13 protein-coding genes and 1 pseudogene are annotated in these 17,503 nt (G+C 28.7%); 2 read left to right on the top strand and 12 right to left on the bottom strand.

Translation table 11 applies throughout. From position 1 onward, the window contains the following. Nucleotides 1-85: 85 nt before the first annotated feature. Together I4U58_RS06710 and I4U58_RS06705 are read right to left on the bottom strand one after the other, a co-directional pair. Nucleotides 86-493: a hypothetical protein gene (locus I4U58_RS06710; protein WP_195930258.1), complete on the bottom strand. Its 408-nt coding sequence runs from the start codon at nt 491-493 to the stop codon at nt 86-88. A 139-nt stretch (nt 494-632) separates the two neighbouring features. Further along, complete coding sequence (locus tag I4U58_RS06705; RefSeq protein WP_195930257.1) at nt 633-1,547, bottom strand: C40 family peptidase; 915 nt, start codon at nt 1,545-1,547, stop codon at nt 633-635. Between the two features lie 478 nt (nt 1,548-2,025). Between I4U58_RS06705 and I4U58_RS06700 the strand changes: the two genes are divergently transcribed. Next, nucleotides 2,026-2,229 (top strand): DUF3955 domain-containing protein, encoded by a 204-nt coding sequence (locus tag I4U58_RS06700; protein WP_195930256.1) that lies wholly within the window; start codon nt 2,026-2,028, stop codon nt 2,227-2,229. Nucleotides 2,230-2,293: 64 nt separating this feature from the next. On the opposite strand, the gene I4U58_RS06695 is transcribed toward I4U58_RS06700, so the two are convergent. After that, complete coding sequence (locus tag I4U58_RS06695; protein ID WP_195930255.1) at nt 2,294-2,728, bottom strand: dUTP diphosphatase; 435 nt, start codon at nt 2,726-2,728, stop codon at nt 2,294-2,296. A gap of 178 nt (nt 2,729-2,906) precedes the next feature. Here I4U58_RS06695 and I4U58_RS06690 point away from each other — a divergent pair, with 178 nt between their 5' ends. After that, the gene (locus I4U58_RS06690; RefSeq protein WP_195930254.1) at nt 2,907-5,093 is read left to right on the top strand and encodes a DNA topoisomerase; all 2,187 of its coding nucleotides are present in this window, start codon (nt 2,907-2,909) and stop codon (nt 5,091-5,093) included. 42 nt (nt 5,094-5,135) lie between these two features. On the opposite strand, the gene I4U58_RS06685 is transcribed toward I4U58_RS06690, so the two are convergent. The 9 genes and pseudogenes from I4U58_RS06685 to glyQ form a co-directional block, all read right to left on the bottom strand. Further along, nucleotides 5,136-5,519 carry a MerR family transcriptional regulator gene (locus tag I4U58_RS06685; protein ID WP_195930253.1) on the bottom strand — a complete coding sequence of 128 codons (384 nt, stop codon included), beginning with the start codon at nt 5,517-5,519 and terminating at the stop codon, nt 5,136-5,138. A gap of 65 nt (nt 5,520-5,584) precedes the next feature. Beyond that, nucleotides 5,585-6,813 (bottom strand): annotated as a pseudogene (gene larC, locus I4U58_RS06680) (nickel pincer cofactor biosynthesis protein LarC). Between the two features lie 313 nt (nt 6,814-7,126). After that, nucleotides 7,127-8,302, bottom strand: a complete 1,176-nt coding sequence (locus I4U58_RS06675; RefSeq protein ID WP_195930252.1) for an aminotransferase class V-fold PLP-dependent enzyme — start codon at nt 8,300-8,302, stop codon at nt 7,127-7,129. Between the two features lie 199 nt (nt 8,303-8,501). Continuing rightward, nucleotides 8,502-9,353: a DUF4085 family protein gene (locus I4U58_RS06670; RefSeq protein ID WP_195930251.1), complete on the bottom strand. Its 852-nt coding sequence runs from the start codon at nt 9,351-9,353 to the stop codon at nt 8,502-8,504. A 251-nt stretch (nt 9,354-9,604) separates the two neighbouring features. Continuing rightward, nucleotides 9,605-12,235: a pyruvate, phosphate dikinase gene (ppdK, locus tag I4U58_RS06665; RefSeq protein ID WP_195930250.1), complete on the bottom strand. Its 2,631-nt coding sequence runs from the start codon at nt 12,233-12,235 to the stop codon at nt 9,605-9,607. 108 nt (nt 12,236-12,343) lie between these two features. After that, entirely contained in the window at nt 12,344-13,186 is an 843-nt protein-coding gene (locus tag I4U58_RS06660) for a pyruvate, water dikinase regulatory protein (protein WP_195930249.1), read from the bottom strand. Nucleotides 13,187-13,199: 13 nt separating this feature from the next. Beyond that, on the bottom strand, nt 13,200-13,835 hold the full coding sequence (locus I4U58_RS06655; protein WP_195930248.1) for a helix-turn-helix transcriptional regulator: 636 nt from the start codon (nt 13,833-13,835) through the stop codon (nt 13,200-13,202). Nucleotides 13,836-14,344: 509 nt separating this feature from the next. Further along, nucleotides 14,345-16,411 carry a glycine--tRNA ligase subunit beta gene (gene glyS / locus I4U58_RS06650; RefSeq protein WP_195930247.1) on the bottom strand — a complete coding sequence of 689 codons (2,067 nt, stop codon included), beginning with the start codon at nt 16,409-16,411 and terminating at the stop codon, nt 14,345-14,347. Next, complete coding sequence (glyQ, locus tag I4U58_RS06645; RefSeq protein WP_195930246.1) at nt 16,411-17,289, bottom strand: glycine--tRNA ligase subunit alpha; 879 nt, start codon at nt 17,287-17,289, stop codon at nt 16,411-16,413. Before glyQ ends, glyS begins: the two co-directional genes overlap by 1 nt. Nucleotides 17,290-17,503: the final 214 nt, after the last annotated feature.

The following is a 17,503-nucleotide window of genomic DNA, read 5'->3' as shown; positions in this document are numbered from 1 at the left end:
TTGATAACAGAAATTATTTTATGTATAGGTTTAAAGTTCTATTATCATTTTTAAGTTAAAATTCTATATCATATGTGCTTTTATGCTAGATATATGATAGTATACTTAGTTTTGTTTTTTCGCTAAGTGTTGTAAATTTTGATATACTTTCACTTTCTATATCACTTAAATACTGCATGTAAAATATTAATTCTTTTATGTCATCGCTTTCTGGTCTATTGTAATAAGAAAAGTATAAGTTTTTTAGATATTTTGTATAGCATTTATTTATTCTTATAGTGACATACCCCTTAGATTCTTTTTTTAGTGCATTTTCGAATAATAGGTGTAGTCTTTTATATGCGTATTCATATTCTTTATTTATAAATAAGTCTTCAAATCCATCTTCTATAGAATTTTTTATATTAATTATTTTATCTTTAGTTAAAGCTAAATTAAGATAATAATTACTTCGGCTATACTTATATTGATAAAAGTCAATTATTTCAGCCATCTAATCACTCCTTGCATATAATTTCTTATTTACTATTATTTTCAAAATTATATGAATTTAATACAAAAAATATATTTATTTTCAAAAAAAAGAGACTAAGTTTTTAGTCTCTAAAATAATTTACTATAATATGAAATTATTATAATACACGTTTTGCCCTTACAAATGCATTATTATAATAATTTGTAAAGTCAGAAATTACTACTTTACCTTTAGTTGAAGACGAATGTATAAATTGATTTGAACCTATATATATACCTACATGAGATACATTACCATCATTAGCACCATCTGTATCAAAAAATACTAAATCTCCTACTTTTAAGTTGCTTTTACTTACAGTAATTCCGTAAGTACTTTGATCTACTGATGTTCTAGGTAAAGTTATGTTTGCACAATTTTTGAATACATAATATGTAAATCCAGAGCAATCAAAACTACTTGGTCCTTGCGCTCCCCAAACATATGGTTTTCCTAAAAGTGATTTTGCATAACTAACTAATTTACTAGCTGATGTTGAAGTGCTCGTAGTATTAGAAGAAGTACTTGATGATGTCTGTAAGTCACTTAAATACTTAGCTGATACATATCCAGTAGTAGAGCCTTCTTTTATCTTTGACCAACCATTATTTGTAGATATTACCTCTACTTTTGTATTCGTACTAATTGATTTTATTATTGAATAACTTGTCCCAGGTCCACTTCTAACATTTAGTGATGTACAATTTACATATTTAACTTGTGTGTTTGAAGTAGTACTTGTTTGAGCTACATATTTAGAATATACATATCCTGTTTGACCATTGTACTTAACTTTTGACCATGAATTTGTCTCACTTATATATTCTACCTTATAACCTTTATTTAACTTTCCTAATGATGCATAATCAGTAGACGGTCCTTTTCTAAAATTAACATCATCTCCAGTTATTACTCGATACTCTACACTGTCTGCATATGCTACTTGACTTTCTTGCATTAAAAAGCTAGATGTCGGTAAAAGTGCCGCTGTTACTGCTGCTGTTGTTATAATATTTTTACTTGTAAAATCCATATTTCTTTAATGTAATATCAATGTTTAAGATATTACAAATCCTCAACTCCTCCCATTTATCCAAAGATTTTTTAATCTTTGAAAAACACATTTTAATAAATTTCATATTATCTAAAGTCTATGAAATTGTATTCCTTTTTGTTTTTTTATAATTTAATTTTATTTTTCATTTTAAATATTATTATACCCCTTCCCTTTTGTCCATAAAAATAAAACAATAACTTTAATTACCATGTATATTTTTTCTTTAGTTACCTATTTTTTTATATTAAGTTCCCATCTTTGATAGATTATTTTACTTAATTATAATAAGCATCAAAGATAGATGCGCTCTATCACTTAATGATAATCAATATATTTTTATTGTTTTTCAATAATCAAATATTGTTTTTTGATATTCATCCTGATATTATATAAAAAAATGCAATTAATTCAAAATATAAATTAAATATTTAATACTTATAAGGAGAATTAAATTATGAAAAAATGTGTAATATTATTACCTTTTTTAATTTCATTTGGGTGTGCAATTACTTATAACATAATTGGATCTAGAGTTTTATCTGATGGTACTTTAGACGAACCATTCTTTTTAGTTCCTATTGAGTGTTTTTTCTTTCTTGTAGGAATATTACTTTTATTAATACAACTGATTTTATTTGTTATAAAAAGATTATTTTAAGAAAAATATTAAAAGGGCTGCTATATGAAAATCCCATATAACAACCCTTTATTTATATATAAAATTATTTTGTACCTGTACTTCCGAATCCGCCTCTGTTGTCAGCTTCCATTTCTTCAACTTCATTGAAAACTAAAGTTGGTTGATTTTTTTGTATTCTGAATTGGCATATTCTATCGTTAACTTCTATTTTAGTGTCTCTAAGTGCAAACACTGGCATACACCACCAGTCATTTGGTCCACAATAAGTATTATCTACTATACCACAGTGGTTAGTTTGGATTATACCCCATTTTTTGAAAGTACTACTTCTTGGTACTATATGAGCTTCATATCCTTCTGGTAATTGCATTGCTACACCTAAGTGGATTAATTTAAATTCACCAGCTTTTAATTCAACTTCTTCTGCTGATCTTAAATCTATCCAGTCAGATTTTCCATCTATGTATTCTAATCTAGTTATTTCATCATTAAGATATTTTATTTTAATTTCTTTCATTATTATCTCTCCTTTTATTTTGACTAAATAATATTATAAATAAATTCTTTTTTTACTTCAAGCTATAAATTAAGTGCCTATATAAAACTTAACTTGACAATATAAATTTAAACCCCTTATCTTGAAATTTAATTCTTTTTTGTGATAACATAAAGAGTATTTAAAAAGGAGGTTCCTTATGAAAGTAATACTTGCAGAAAAACCATCTGTCGCAAAAACTATCGCTTCTTTCTTAGGAGCTAAGACTAGAAGAGATGGCTATTTTGAAGGAAATGGATATATTGTAACATATGCATTTGGTCATCTAGTTTCTTTGTATGATATGAAAGATTATGACAAAGAAAAGTACTCTGGTTCTTGGAAAATGGATAATTTCCCATTTATACCAGCAGATAAATTCAAATTCAAAGTAGATGATTCAAAACAAAAACAATTCAACATAATAAAAGAACTTTTAAATAGAGAGGATGTAGAATATGTAATAAATGCAACAGATAATGACCGCGAAGGAGAACTTATCGCATTTTTAATATTCTTACTTGCTAAAAATAAAAAACCTGTTAAGAGAATTCTAGTAAATGAATGGACACCACAAGATATAACTAGAGGACTTGAGAATTTAAAAGACGAAGAAGATATGAGAAATCTTCAAGCAGCTGGATATACTCGTCTTATTACAGACTGGCTTATAGGTATTAATTTTACATCAGTTGCAACATTAAAATATGGAAATGGAAAACTTTTAAATATCGGGCGTGTTATCTTGCCTACTGTTAAACTTGTCTATGATAGAGATATGGAGATTAAAAACTTCGTTCCTAAGACATATTTTGAAATTGAAGGTAATTTTAAATGCGCAAATGGTACATATAAAGGTAAATTAATAAAAGGTAAAGAAACAAAATTTGATACTGAAGAAGAAGCTATGGCTGTTATTGATAGCATTACTTCTAAAAATGGAGTTATATCATCTAAAAAAGTAACTAAATCTAAAGAATATGCTCCAAAATTATTCAGTTTGACTTCACTTCAAGGTCATATTACTTCTAAATACTCTCATTTCACATCAGATAAGGTTTTAAGCGTTTGTCAATCTCTTTATGAAGGGAAAGGTAAAGGTGGATATATAACATATCCTAGAACTGATTCTGTATACTTAGAAGAAAGTTTAACTGATAAAGCTAGCCAAACATTAAATAGATTAAAACAAAATCTTCCTTATGAAGATAAAATCAAATTTGCAAAAACTAAGAGAGTTTTTGATTCATCAAAAGTCGATAGCCACAGTGCGATTATACCTACATATATCGTGCCTAACTCATTGACTCCTGATGAACAAATAGTATATCAAGCTATCAAAGATAGATTTATTGCAAACTTTATGCCACCTGCTGAATATGAAAATACTGAAATAAAAACAGATGTCGACGATAGTGTTTTCTTAACTAAAGGTAAGGTATTAAAAGTTAAAGGTTATTTAGAAGTATATAATAAAGAACAGAAAAACGACCTTCTTCCTTCCATGGAAAAAGGCGAAAATGTAGAAGTTTTAGAAATTTTACCCCTTAAGAAACAAACTACACCTCCTAAATCTTATACTGAAGATACTTTACTTAAAGCAATGAAAAATTGCGGTAAAAATGTCGATGATGAAGATTTAGTTTTAGCTGGATACTCTATAGGTACATCGGCAACTCGTGGTGATGTTCTTAAAAAAATAGCCCAAGTTGGATATGTTAATAAAAAAGGTAAATCATATTATATAACTGATTTAGGAATTAATTTAGTTGAAATCTTCCCTGTAAAAGACTTATTTGACGTCGATTATACAGGTAAGCTAGAAAAAAGTTTAAGTGATATTCAAAAGGGACAATTCTCTCGTAAAGAATATCTTCTTAATATAATGAATTTCATAGTTAAAAATGTAAATCTAATAAAATATGATGCTCCTAAAAAAATAAATACAGATGCTTATGTTTACGATCCTAAAACTAAAAAAGCTTTGTCAAAATCACAATTAGAAGCAAAAGCTACCAAAGCCGCCAAAGCTTCATCTAAAAAATCTAGTTCCAAAACTGATAACACATCACTTGGAAAATGTCCTGTATGTGGCTCAGATGTAGTTGAAACTGACAAAGGATTTTTATGTACAAATTATCAAACTTGTAAATACGGTATATTTAAAGACGATAAATACTTAGCTTTATATAAGAAAAAACCTAATAAAACAATGGTTAAATCAATTCTTAAAAAAGGTGAAGCAAAAGTAAAATCACTTACCGATAAAAACGGAAATAAATTTGATGCAATACTTACATATCAAAAAAATCAAAACGGATATTTCAGTTGGTTTATCAAAAGATAGAAAAATCTCCAAGCATTTTAAATGTTTGGAGATTTTTTTATATTAATATTCATTTCTTAATTCTTTTTCTTTTTTCATAATAACTTCATCATATTTATCAATTTTTCCATTTAAATATGATAACATTTGTTGTAATTCGTCAATTTTATCTTGAAGATGCTCTCTTTGTTCTAAAAGCAATTCTTTACGAACTCCAGCAGTATGTTCTCCTTCTTGTAAAAGAGTTACATATTCTATAAGTATTTCTATAGGCATCCCCGCATTTCTCATACATTTTATGAATTTTATCCATTTGCAGTTTAATTCTGTATAATCTCTGTTTCCACTTTTGTCACGATGTATTTTAGGTATTAATCCTATACGTTCATAATATCTAAGTGTATCAGCTGAAATGTCTAGTAGTTTACTTAATTCGGCTATTTTCATGGTGATTTCTCCTTTCTTTGTATTATTCTATTTAACTATATTTTACAATATAATCAATACAATTTTTATACTTCTTGTCCCATTTTATATGCTTCATCCATTATAAACTGATAAATTTCTTGATACGATTTACCAGTTTTTTTGCATATTTTAACTATGCTATTATATTCTGGATAAATACGCTTTTCATCTTTTAAATCACATAGTTTTATTTGAACTTTGCCTAAAGGTGTATCTATATTTTTAATCTCTGTCTTTAGCATAGTCATTTCCATCTTTTGTTTGCGTATACCTATAGTTGTCGTCTCTTCAAATATAATTTGCCCAAATTTTTCAACATCTTCTTCTCTACAAATTACATTTAAGTGGTAAGCTGACGGTTTTTCTTCATAAAAACAGGTATAAAATGAACGTCTTTTGCACCTTGGTTTAATAATTTTTCAACTATATAACCTAGAGCTTCCCCGCTACAATCATCTATATTGCTTTCTAATTTGTATATATTGTGATTTTTGTTTGAATTATCTTTTATTATCATAGCCCTTAAGATTCCTGCTTTTTCGTATTCTCTTTTTCCAGCACCTATACCTATTTTTTCTATTTTAAATTTATCCGGCAATTTTTTACTTGTCTTTATTGCTGCTACTATAGCAGCACCTGTAGGCGTAACAAGTTCGCCTTCGCAATTTGTTATCTTTAAATCTATATCGTTATCTTTTGCAATTTCACAAACAGCCGGCACTGGAACCGGTATAATACCATGTTGACATCTTATAAACCCAGTTCCCTCATATAATGGAGATACTATTACTTCTTTTATATTTAAATTATCAATACAAACTGCTACTGATACTATATCCACTATAGAGTCAACTGCTCCTACTTCGTGAAAATGCACATCTTCTATTGAAACACCATGAGCTTTAGCTTCAGCTTTTGCAAGTATTTCAAATATATTATTTGCTATTTTTTTAGCATTTTCTGTCATTTTTGCATGGTCTATTATATGCAAAATTTGTTTTAAATTTGTATGTTCATGGCTATGACTATGTTGATGTTCATCATGACTATCAGCTTTATTTTGTTCATCATTAGAATCAGTGTGGCCATGAAGATAATTCATATCATGATCATGGTTATCTTTGTCTAATATCACATCAAAGTCACATACATCTAAGCCACTTTTTAAAACCCTACTTATTTTTATTTTAAATCCATCTATAGATAAACTATTTAGTGCATATTCTAAAACCTTTTTATCTGCACCTAAATCTAATAATGCCCCTACTGTCATATCCCCACTGATTCCACTATAACATTCTAAATAAAGTTTATTCATATATTTCCTCCATTTAATACCCCATTTTACTTCCAAATCACATCTAAATTTTGAATTATTATTTTTACTTTTAAATTTTTTATCAATTATCTTTTCTCTAATAATAACTTATCACTTAAAGTTAACTCCAAGTCAAGTTATTATTTAAAAGTTTTTAATAAAATTTCACATAAGTAGAATTTATAAAAAATATGCTTGTCTTATAATACAATAAATAATGTATTTTAAAACAAGCATAACTTAAATTTTTATTTAATTTTAATATAATCTAAATAATATCTTCCCCTTGTCTTAAATCATCTAAAATAGTTTTTATAGCATCAATACATATATCTACTTCTTCTTCTGTATTAAAATGACTAAATGAGAATCTAACAGTTCCTTGAGGGAATGTATTTAATGTTTGATGTGCTCTTGGCGCACAATGCATTCCTACTCTAGTCATTATTTTATACTTACTACTTAAGTAGAATGAAACTATACTATTATCAAATCCTTCAAAATCGATTGATACAACTCCAAGTCTACCTTCTACAGTCTTTTTACCAGCAACTTTTGCACCTTCTATTTCTTTAACTTTATCTAAGAAGTATTTAGTTATTTCCATTTTTTCATTTCTCATATTATCTATTCCAGCTTCTTTTAAATAAACTAAAGCTTGGTGTAATCCTATTATTCCAGGTAAATTTAAAGTCCCACTTTCAAATCTATCTGGTAGGAAATCTGGCATTTCTTCTGAATCTGATAAACTTCCTGTCCCACCACTTATAATTGGATAGATTAATCCTTCTAATTTATCACTTGATATAAATCCACCAATACCTTGAGGTCCTAATAGACCTTTGTGCCCAGTAAATGCAAGAAAATCTATATTAGCTTTTTGCATGTCTATATTTAATATACCAGCAGTTTGGGCAGTATCGACAGCATAAACTAATCCTTTTTCTTTGCATAGAGCCCCTATTTCTTCTATTGGTATTATTGTTCCACATACGTTTGATGCATGTGTTGTTATGATAGCTTTTGTATTTTCTTTTATATATTTTCTAAAGTCATCAGCAGTTATACTTCCTTCTTCGTCACAAGGTACAACATCAAATTCTAATCCTAATTCCTTCATTTGAACAAGTGGTCTCATAACTGCATTATGTTCGACACTTGTTACAAGAACGTGATCATTTGGCTTTAAAAATCCTTTGATGAAGTAATTTAATGAGTAAGTTACACTAGGTGTAAAAACTACATTTTTTGAATCAGGAGCGTTAAATAAATCTTTTAACATTTCTCTTGTATCTAAAACAGCGCTACCTGCCTCATAAGCACCTTCATAACTTCCTCTATTTATATTAAAAGCACCATTTTCTATAAATTCTCCCATAGCTCGTCCTACATTTGGCGCCTTTGGGAAAGATGTACTTGAATTATCAAAATATATATCTTTCATTTTTTAACTCCTTTTTATTTACTGTTTCGTTTATATTTTTAAATATTTTTATATTAATATAAATCTTTTTAATATTTTATCTCCTAATACAATTATAAATTATAATCGACTAATTTCGCCACACTTACGAAAAATTAATAAAATGCCATTTTTTATAATATCTTAATTATTATAAAACTGACATTTTATTTTTAATCATCTATTCAAATGTTACATCGCTTGCTGTAAGCGTGATATAATTATATCCATTTTCACCATCAACAGCTATATGAAACTCATATCCTTTGTCGCATAAATACATTTCATCATAAACCCAATAACAACCTTCAACAAAGTTATTTTCTAATATCTCTGCATCTTTATATATTATTTTATTTATATTTGTAAATCCACCGCTATTATCTAATTCAAATACTATATCATTTCCTTCTTTTTTTATATCTAAAATTCTACAATCGTGGAAATTATAATTTTCTTTTATATTAGCTGGCACTTTATCACTTATACTATACCAGTGTTTATTATATTCATTGAATGCTTTTTCAAATCTTTTTTCACATTCTTGACTGTATTTTTCTACTAAATCCTTAACATTTTGCGTTGAAAGTCCAAGTGCTAGTACTCTTATATCCGCTACTTCATCTAGTATTTCTTTTGCTAAAGAAGTTTTTAAGTCTTCTATTTCACCTTGATGCATTTCTAAGAAATCTTTTGTAAGTTTCTCTTCATCATATTCTTCTACTTCATATTCTGCACTATCTTGTTCATTTTGTAAAAGCTCTTGTCTTAATTGTTCAAATTCTTCATCAGACATTATATCTCTAGCATTTACTATATTACCTTCATCGTCCATAAGTTGTATATCTTCCCAAGTTTCCGGTTCATATTCTATTTCTGATGCTTCCTTTTCAGCTTCTAAAAATTCATTTAATTTTTCATTATAAAGTTTTTTATAATAATCCTCTGATAATTGTTCTGCATTTGAATCAACATCTAAGTCTAAACAAATATCTTTATTTCCGTAATACCATTCTTTTGTAAGGTACTTCATATTTTTTCCTCCTAAAATCTTCGTATGTATTTAAAATTATAAATTATTTTACCTAAATTCATATAAAATCTCAACTCTTTTTAAAAATAAGCAAATCTTTCTTGTAAAATTTAAAATTTCATAAGAATTAAAAAATTCGCTTCACTCATGTCGCCAACGCATCGAAGATTCCGTTGCTTAAGTTAAATAGGTTGAAAATTAAAAAAGCTACCTCATATTGAGATAGCTTTTTTTAAATTATTTACTAATAATTATTTTCTAGGATTTTTTATAGTCGCTCTTGCAGCAGCAAGTCTAGCTATTGGAACTCTATATGGTGAGCAAGATACATAGTTAAGTCCTGTATTGTAACAGAATTCTACTGAAGATGGTTCTCCACCATGTTCTCCACATATACCTAATTTGATATTGTCACCTTTTTCTCCTCTTGCTAATTTTGCAGCCATTTGAACTAATTTACCAACACCATCTTGGTCTAATACTTGGAATGGATCTTTTTCAAGTATTTCTCTATCAACATATTCACCTAAGAATTTACCTGCATCATCTCTTGAGTATCCAAATGTCATTTGAGTTAAGTCATTTGTACCGAAACTGAAGAAATCTGCTTCTTTTGCTATTTCATCAGCTATCAAGCAAGCTCTAGGTATTTCTATCATTGTACCAACAGTGTATTTAAGTTCTACACCAGCTTCTTTTATAATTTCTTCTGCTGTATCAACTATTATTTGTTTAACTGTTTTAAATTCGTTTATAGCACCAACAAGAGGTATCATTATTTCTGGTTCAACGTTTAAACCTTCTTTATTTACTGCTATAGCTGCATTTATTATTGCTTTAGTTTGCATTACAGCTATTTCTGGATATGTTACAGCAAGTCTACAACCTCTGTGACCTAACATTGGGTTGAACTCTGCTAATTCTTCACATCTTTTCTTAATTGCTATAGGTTGTATTCCCATATCTTTAGCTAGTTCTTCTATAGTTTCGTCGTCTTGTGGTAAGAATTCATGTAGTGGTGGGTCTAATAGTCTTATATTAACTGGACGCTCACCCATAACTCTATAAATATCTTCAAAGTCTTTTTGTTGCATTGGAAGTAATGTTTCTAATGCTTTAACTCTTTCTTCTACAGTATTTGATAAAATCATTTTTCTAACTGCAGGTATTCTTTCTTCGTCGAAGAACATATGCTCAGTTCTACAAAGTCCTATACCTTCTGCTCCAAACTCAACAGCAGCTTTTGCATCTCTTGGATTGTCTGCATTAGTTCTAACTTGCATTTGTCTTATTTCATCGACCCAACTCATTAATTTTTCAAAGTTACCAGTCATATCTGCTGTAGCTTTGTTTACATTTCCTAAATAAACTACACCAGTAGATCCGTCTAAAGATATATAATCTCCTTCTTTAAGCACTAAATCGCCAACTTCTAAAGTTTTTGCAACTTCGCTTACTTTTATTTCTCCACAACCAGCTACACAGCATTTACCCATACCTCTGGCAACAACTGCAGCATGTGAAGTCATACCACCTCTTGCAGTAAGTATACCTTGAGCACTTACCATACCTTCGATATCTTCTGGAGAAGTTTCTTGTCTAACAAGTATTGTTTCTGTACCGTCTTTTGATGCTTCAACTACATCTTCAGCACTGAAGTATATTTTACCGCTAGCAGCTCCTGGAGATGCAGGAAGACCTTTTGCTAAAACTTCAGCTTCTTTTAAAGATTTATCTTCAAATTTTGGATGTAGTAATTGATCTAATTGGTTAGGTTCAATTCTCATTATTGCTTCTTCTTTTGTGATTAAACCTTCTTGTACTAAATCAACAGCTACATTTATAGCTGATTTTGCTGTTCTCTTACCATTTCTAGTTTGTAATAAGAACAGTTTTCCTCTTTCTATAGTAAACTCGATATCTTGCATATCTCTGTAATGTTTTTCTAATTTGTCTGCAGTTTCTACAAATTGTTTATATATATCTGGCATTATATTTTCTAGTGTTGCTATTTTTTGTGGTGTTCTTATACCCGCAACAACATCTTCACCTTGAGCATTTATTAAGTATTCACCTAATAATTTATTTTCTCCTGTAGCAGGGTCTCTTGTAAATGCAACACCTGTACCACTATTGTCACCCATATTACCAAATACCATTGATTGTACGTTTACTGCTGTTCCTAAATTATTAGGTATATCATTTAATTTTCTATATACTATTGCACGAGGGTTGTTCCAAGATCTAAATACTGCCTCAACAGCTAACATTAATTGTTTTTTAGGTTCTTGTGGGAAGTCTTCTTTTACCTCTTTTTTGTATATAGCTTTAAATTCTTCAACTATTGCTTTTAAATGGTCTGTAGTTAATTCTGTATCAAATTTAAATCCATTTGTTTCTTTATATCTGTCTAATACGCTTTCAAATTTATATTTAGGCACTTCCATAGCAACATCAGAAAACATTTGTATAAATCTTCTATAACTATCGTATGCAAATCTTTCATTTTCAGTAGCTTTAGCAAGACCTACAACAGTATTATCATTTAAACCTAAGTTTAATATTGTATCCATCATACCTGGCATTGATATAACTGCACCTGAACGAACAGATACTAATAAAGGATTTTCTGTTGAACCTAATTCTTTACCTAATTCTGATTCTAATTGCGCTAATTTTGATTCTATTTGTTCTATTATTTCTGGTTTTATAGTTTTATTGCTAACATAGTAGTCATTACATGCTTCTGTTGAAATTGTAAATCCTGGAGGCACAGGTAATCCTATCTTAGTCATTTCAGCTAAATTAGCTCCTTTTCCTCCTAATAAAGATTTCATGTCTTTATTTCCTTCGTTGAAACTGTAAACATATTTAGTTTCCATTTTCTTTTCCTCCAATAACTTCTATTATTTTCTTTAGAAAAATTTTTATATTAAAGTCAATTTTAAAAATGCTATTAAAATCGGCTATTTAAACAATACTAATGATCTCTATGCGTCTTTATGTGTTTTTTTATGTATCCCTTTTTCTTTCATTATATCTAAAATATCACTTGCTGTTTCTTCGATTGCCTTATCAGATACATTTATAACTGGACAACCTATTTTTTTCATTACTTTTTCTGCATAATCAAGTTCTTCTAGTATTCTGTCAAACTTAGCATAATTTGCACTACTAGATAGTCCAAGAGCTTTTAATCTTGTTGTTCTAACTTGATTAAGCACTTCTGGTGAATTAGTAAGACCTATTATTTTTCTTGGATCTATTTCGTATACTTCTTTTGGTATCGGTATTTCTGGAACTAAAGGCACATTAGCTACTTTTATGTTTCTATTTGCTAAGTACATACTCAGCGGTGTTTTTGAAGTTCTTGATATACCTATTAAAACTAATTCAGCTTCTAATATACCTTTGTTTGGTTCTTTACCATCATCATACTTAACAGCGAATTCTATAGCTGCAATTCTTCTGAAGTAACTCTCGTCCATTTTTCTGATAATGCCCGCTTCCCCTTTTGGTGCCTTACCAGTTTTTTCAGATAATATTCTCAAGATATCTGTTAATAAATCTATTTTTAAGATACCATTTGCCTCACAGTAGTCACTTGCCATTTTTGCTAACTTAGGATTAACTAATGTATAAACAAACATTGCATTGCATCTTTTTGCGCTTTCTAATAATTCCATTAAAACTTCTTCAGTATTCACAAATGGATGTCTTCTTATATCATATTCATCTTCCGATAATCCAAATTGTGATATTGCAGCTCTAGAAACTTGTTGTGCTGTTTCTCCTATTGAATCTGAAACTGCATAAATTAGTAAATTATCCATCGGGTAATCCTCCTTATTCTCCAGCAATCTCTAAGAATAGTTTTGTTATATTTGTCTTTGAGATTCTGCCTATTACCTTCATTGTGTGGTTATCTTTATCAGTATCTACAACTGGTATAGAATCTATTTCATGTTCAATAATTTTTCTAGCTGCTAATACTATACTGTCTTCTCTTTCAACTGTCACAACATTAGGCGTTCTAGTCATAACCATTCCTATTGGCATTTTATTGATATCAAGACCCCCAATTGTTGCTTTTAATAAATCTTTACGTGAAACTACTCCACATAAATTTTCTTGGTCATCTATAATAAATATACTTCCTACATCAGATAAAAACATCTCTACTATTACATCGTATAAACTTACATCTTTTTTTACTACTACAGGCATTCCCATCATATCTTCAACTTTTTTTTCTTTTATGTCATTTCCTAATAAATTAATTTGGCTGACACCTGTATAAAAATATCCAACTTTTGGTCTTGCATCTAATATTCCTGTCATTGTTAAAATAGCTAAGTCTGATCTTAGTGTCGCCCTAGTAACGTTTAACATTGATGCTATATTTTCACTCGTTATAGGTTGATTTTCTTTTACTATTTCTATTATTTTTTGTTGTCTTTGATTAAGTTGAATTATAATCACCTTCTTTCAATACGCTATACTTTTTGCCATCTTTTTCCTATATAGTATATTATAGAACTCTATTTGCTATTCTGTAAACACTTTTTTTATTTAGTGTGTCCTATTTTCCATATTTTATATAAATGCTATATGTTATTTATGATAATTATTAAACATAATTAATTTACTTTTTTATTTTTCTAATTATTTCTACATTTATGTTGTATACTTTTAGATAAAATTTACACACACTTATATATCTTATTATTTCATTATACTATATAATATATATTTTGGAATATATATATTAATTAAATACATACTAAATCAATTTTTTTATATAAAAAGAGAATTTATTTTCATTTATAGTAGATAAATGTTTATTTTTGTTGATAATTATTATTACTCATTTCCGAAAAAAAACAAGCATATAGGTTTACTCATGTTTAATAAAAGTTTGCCTATATGCCTATTTTATTTTTAAGGTTATATTTAATAATTACATATACAGTGTTTTATAAGTATTATCTTTATTTATAAACTATTTTAGATAAATCACATATAGTTAACATTGTATCGTATATTTGTTTTAATAATCCTAATCTATTTTCTTTAACAGCTTCGTCTTTGTCCATTATCATTACATTGTCGAATAGATTATCTACAAGTGGTTTTATTGAAGCAAAAGCATCTAAAGCTTTGTTGTATTCTTTATTAGCTAAGAATCCTTCAACTTGTGCTTTTATTTCTTTAAATCCAGCATTTAATTTAATTTCTGCATCTTCTTTTAATAGAGATTCTTCAACTCTATCAGATTCAGCTTTTTGAGCTAAAGTAGAAACTCTGTTAAATGCAGTTAACATTTCAACTAATTCTTCTTTTTGAAGCCAGTTATTTAATTCAACTGCTCTTGTATGTATATCAGATATACTGTTTAAGTTAGAGCTTAATACTGCATCTATTACATCATATCTTATACCTAAATCTTTAAATAAGTTTTTGATTCTTTCTATGAAGAAGTCCATTATTTGAGAAGTAACTTCAGCTTTATCGAAAGCTAAGTGACTGTAGTTATCAAGAGCATCACTTATTAATTGTTCTAAGTTTATGTCTAGTTTTTGGTCTAATAATATACTTAATATACCTAAAGCTTGACGTCTTAAAGCATAAGGGTCTTGAGAACCTGATGGTTTTATTCCTATTGCAAAGAATCCTGCTATAGAATCTAATTTATCAGCTATAGATAATGCTATACCAGCTTTAGTTTGTGGAAGTATATCTCCAGCAAATCTTGGTAAGTAGTGTTCAAATATAGCTTGTGCTACATCGTCATTTTCACCACTAACTTTAGCATATTCACGTCCCATTACACCTTGAAGTTCAGTAAACTCGAATACCATATTAGTTACTAAGTCTGCTTTACATAATTTAGCTGCTCTTAAAGTGTCATTTAATGCTTCTTTTTCATCAAGATTATTGATTATATCTGATGCTAATTTTTCTATTCTTAAAGTTTTGTCATATACTGTTCCTAATTTAGCTTGGAATACAACAGTTTTTAAGTTTTCTACAAATGATTCAAGAGGCTTTTTGATATCTTCATCATAGAAGAATAAAGCATCTGCAAGTCTAGCTTCTAAAACTTTTTCGTTACCTGCTTTAACTGTTTCTATTCCGTTTTTGTCACCATTTCTAACAGCTATAAAGTATGGTAATAATTTACCGTCTTTAGAAACAGGGAAATATCTTTGGTGCTCTTTCATAGGAGTTGTTACAACTTCTTTTGGAAGTTTTACATAATCTGCGTTGAACTCTCCATAAAATGCAGTTGGATATTCTACTAAATAAGTTATTTCTTCTAATAAATCGTCTTCTATCTCAACTTCTCCACCTAAAGATTTTGCTACTTCTTCAGCTTGTGCTTTTATAGCTTCTTTTCTTACATTTTGGTCTAAAACTACAGAGTTTTTACTTAATTGTTTGAAGTAGTCTTCTATTGAGAAAACTTCTATTTGGTTTCTTCCTAAGAATCTGTGGCCTCTAGTTATATTAGATGCTACTATTCCTTCTAAGTTTATTGGTAATACTTCATCATTTAATAAAGCAACCATCCATCTTATTGGTCTAGCAAATCTCATATTTTTTCCACCCCAACGCATAGCTTTTGGGAATGTAACACCTTTTATAGCAGCTGGAACTATTTCTTTTAAAACTTCAGAAGTCGCTTGTCCTTCTTGTTTTAAAGTACCGAATAAGTATTCATCTTTTCCAACTTGCTTGAAGTATACGTTAGCTTCGTCTAATCCTTTACTTTTCATAAATCCTAAAGCAGGTTTTGTAAAGTTTCCATCAGCATCTACTGATATCTTTTTAGATGGTCCTTTTAATTCTTCTTCAAGATCGCTTTGTTTGTCACATATATTGTTTATAACAAAAGTAAGTCTTCTTGGAGTTCCATATTTCTCTATATTTTCAAATTCAACTCTATTTTCTTTTAATGATTTTTCTAAGTTTTCTTTTATTTGTGTTAATGTAGATTCAACAAATCTTGATGGTAATTCTTCTACACCAACTTCTAGTAAAAAGTAATTTTTCATTATTTTTCACCTTCCTTTATAAGAGGGTATCCCATTTCTTTTCTTTGATCAACATAAAGTTGTGAAACAGCTTTTGCCATATCTCTAACTCTTCCTATAAATGAAGCTCTTTGACTTACCCCTATAGCTCCATTTGCATCTAATGTATTAAATGCATGTGAACATTTTAAAACATAATCATACGCTGGTATAACTAATCCTTTATCTAATATTCTTAATGCTTCTTTTTCATATATATCAAATAAATTGAATAACATTTCTGAATCACATTCTTCAAATGCATACATTGTGTTTTCAAATTCTTGTTTTTTGAATACATCGCCGTAAGTTATTTTGTCATTCCATTTTAAATCGTATACGCTATCTACATCTTGTATATACATAGCAAGTCTTTCTAAACCATATGTAATTTCACCAGTTTCTAATTCACATTCTATACCACCAACTTGTTGGAAATAAGTGAACTGAGTAACTTCCATACCATCTAGCCAAACTTCCCATCCAAGTCCCCAAGCACCAACAGTTGTTGATTCCCAGTTATCTTCAACGAATCTTATATCGTGTTCTAATGGATTTATTCCTATAGCTTCTAAACTTTTTAAATATAAATCTTGTATATCATCTGGTGATGGTTTTAATATAACTTGGAATTGGTGATGTTGATATAATCTGTTTGGATTTTCACCATATCTACCGTCTGCAGGTCTTCTACATGGCTCAACATAACACACGCTCCATGGTTCTGGTCCTAAAGAACGTAAAAGTGTGTTAGGATTCATAGTTCCTGCACCTTTTTCAACATCATAAGGTTGCATCATGATACATCCTTGCTTAGCCCAATAGCTTTGTAAAGCAAGTATCATTTCTTGAAAATTCATAATAATACCTCCTGTAATATTTTCTAATATATTATGAAAATTATTTATTTTATTTAATAATATTAAAGCCTCTCGCTTACACGAAAGGCTTTAAAGTACTTCGTTAATACGATTAGGATAACAAAAGTGCTTTAATTTGTCAATATTGTTGCCCTATCTACTATTATAAGCCAAATTATATTTTTTTTTACAATAAAATAAACTTTATTTAATA

It is taken from the genome of Clostridium sp. 1001270J_160509_D11 (assembly GCF_015667935.1).
Classification (GTDB): domain Bacteria; phylum Bacillota; class Clostridia; order Peptostreptococcales; family Peptostreptococcaceae; genus Intestinibacter.
The sequence above is the reverse complement of the archived record's forward strand: the minus strand, read 5'-3'. Positions and strand labels throughout refer to the sequence as shown.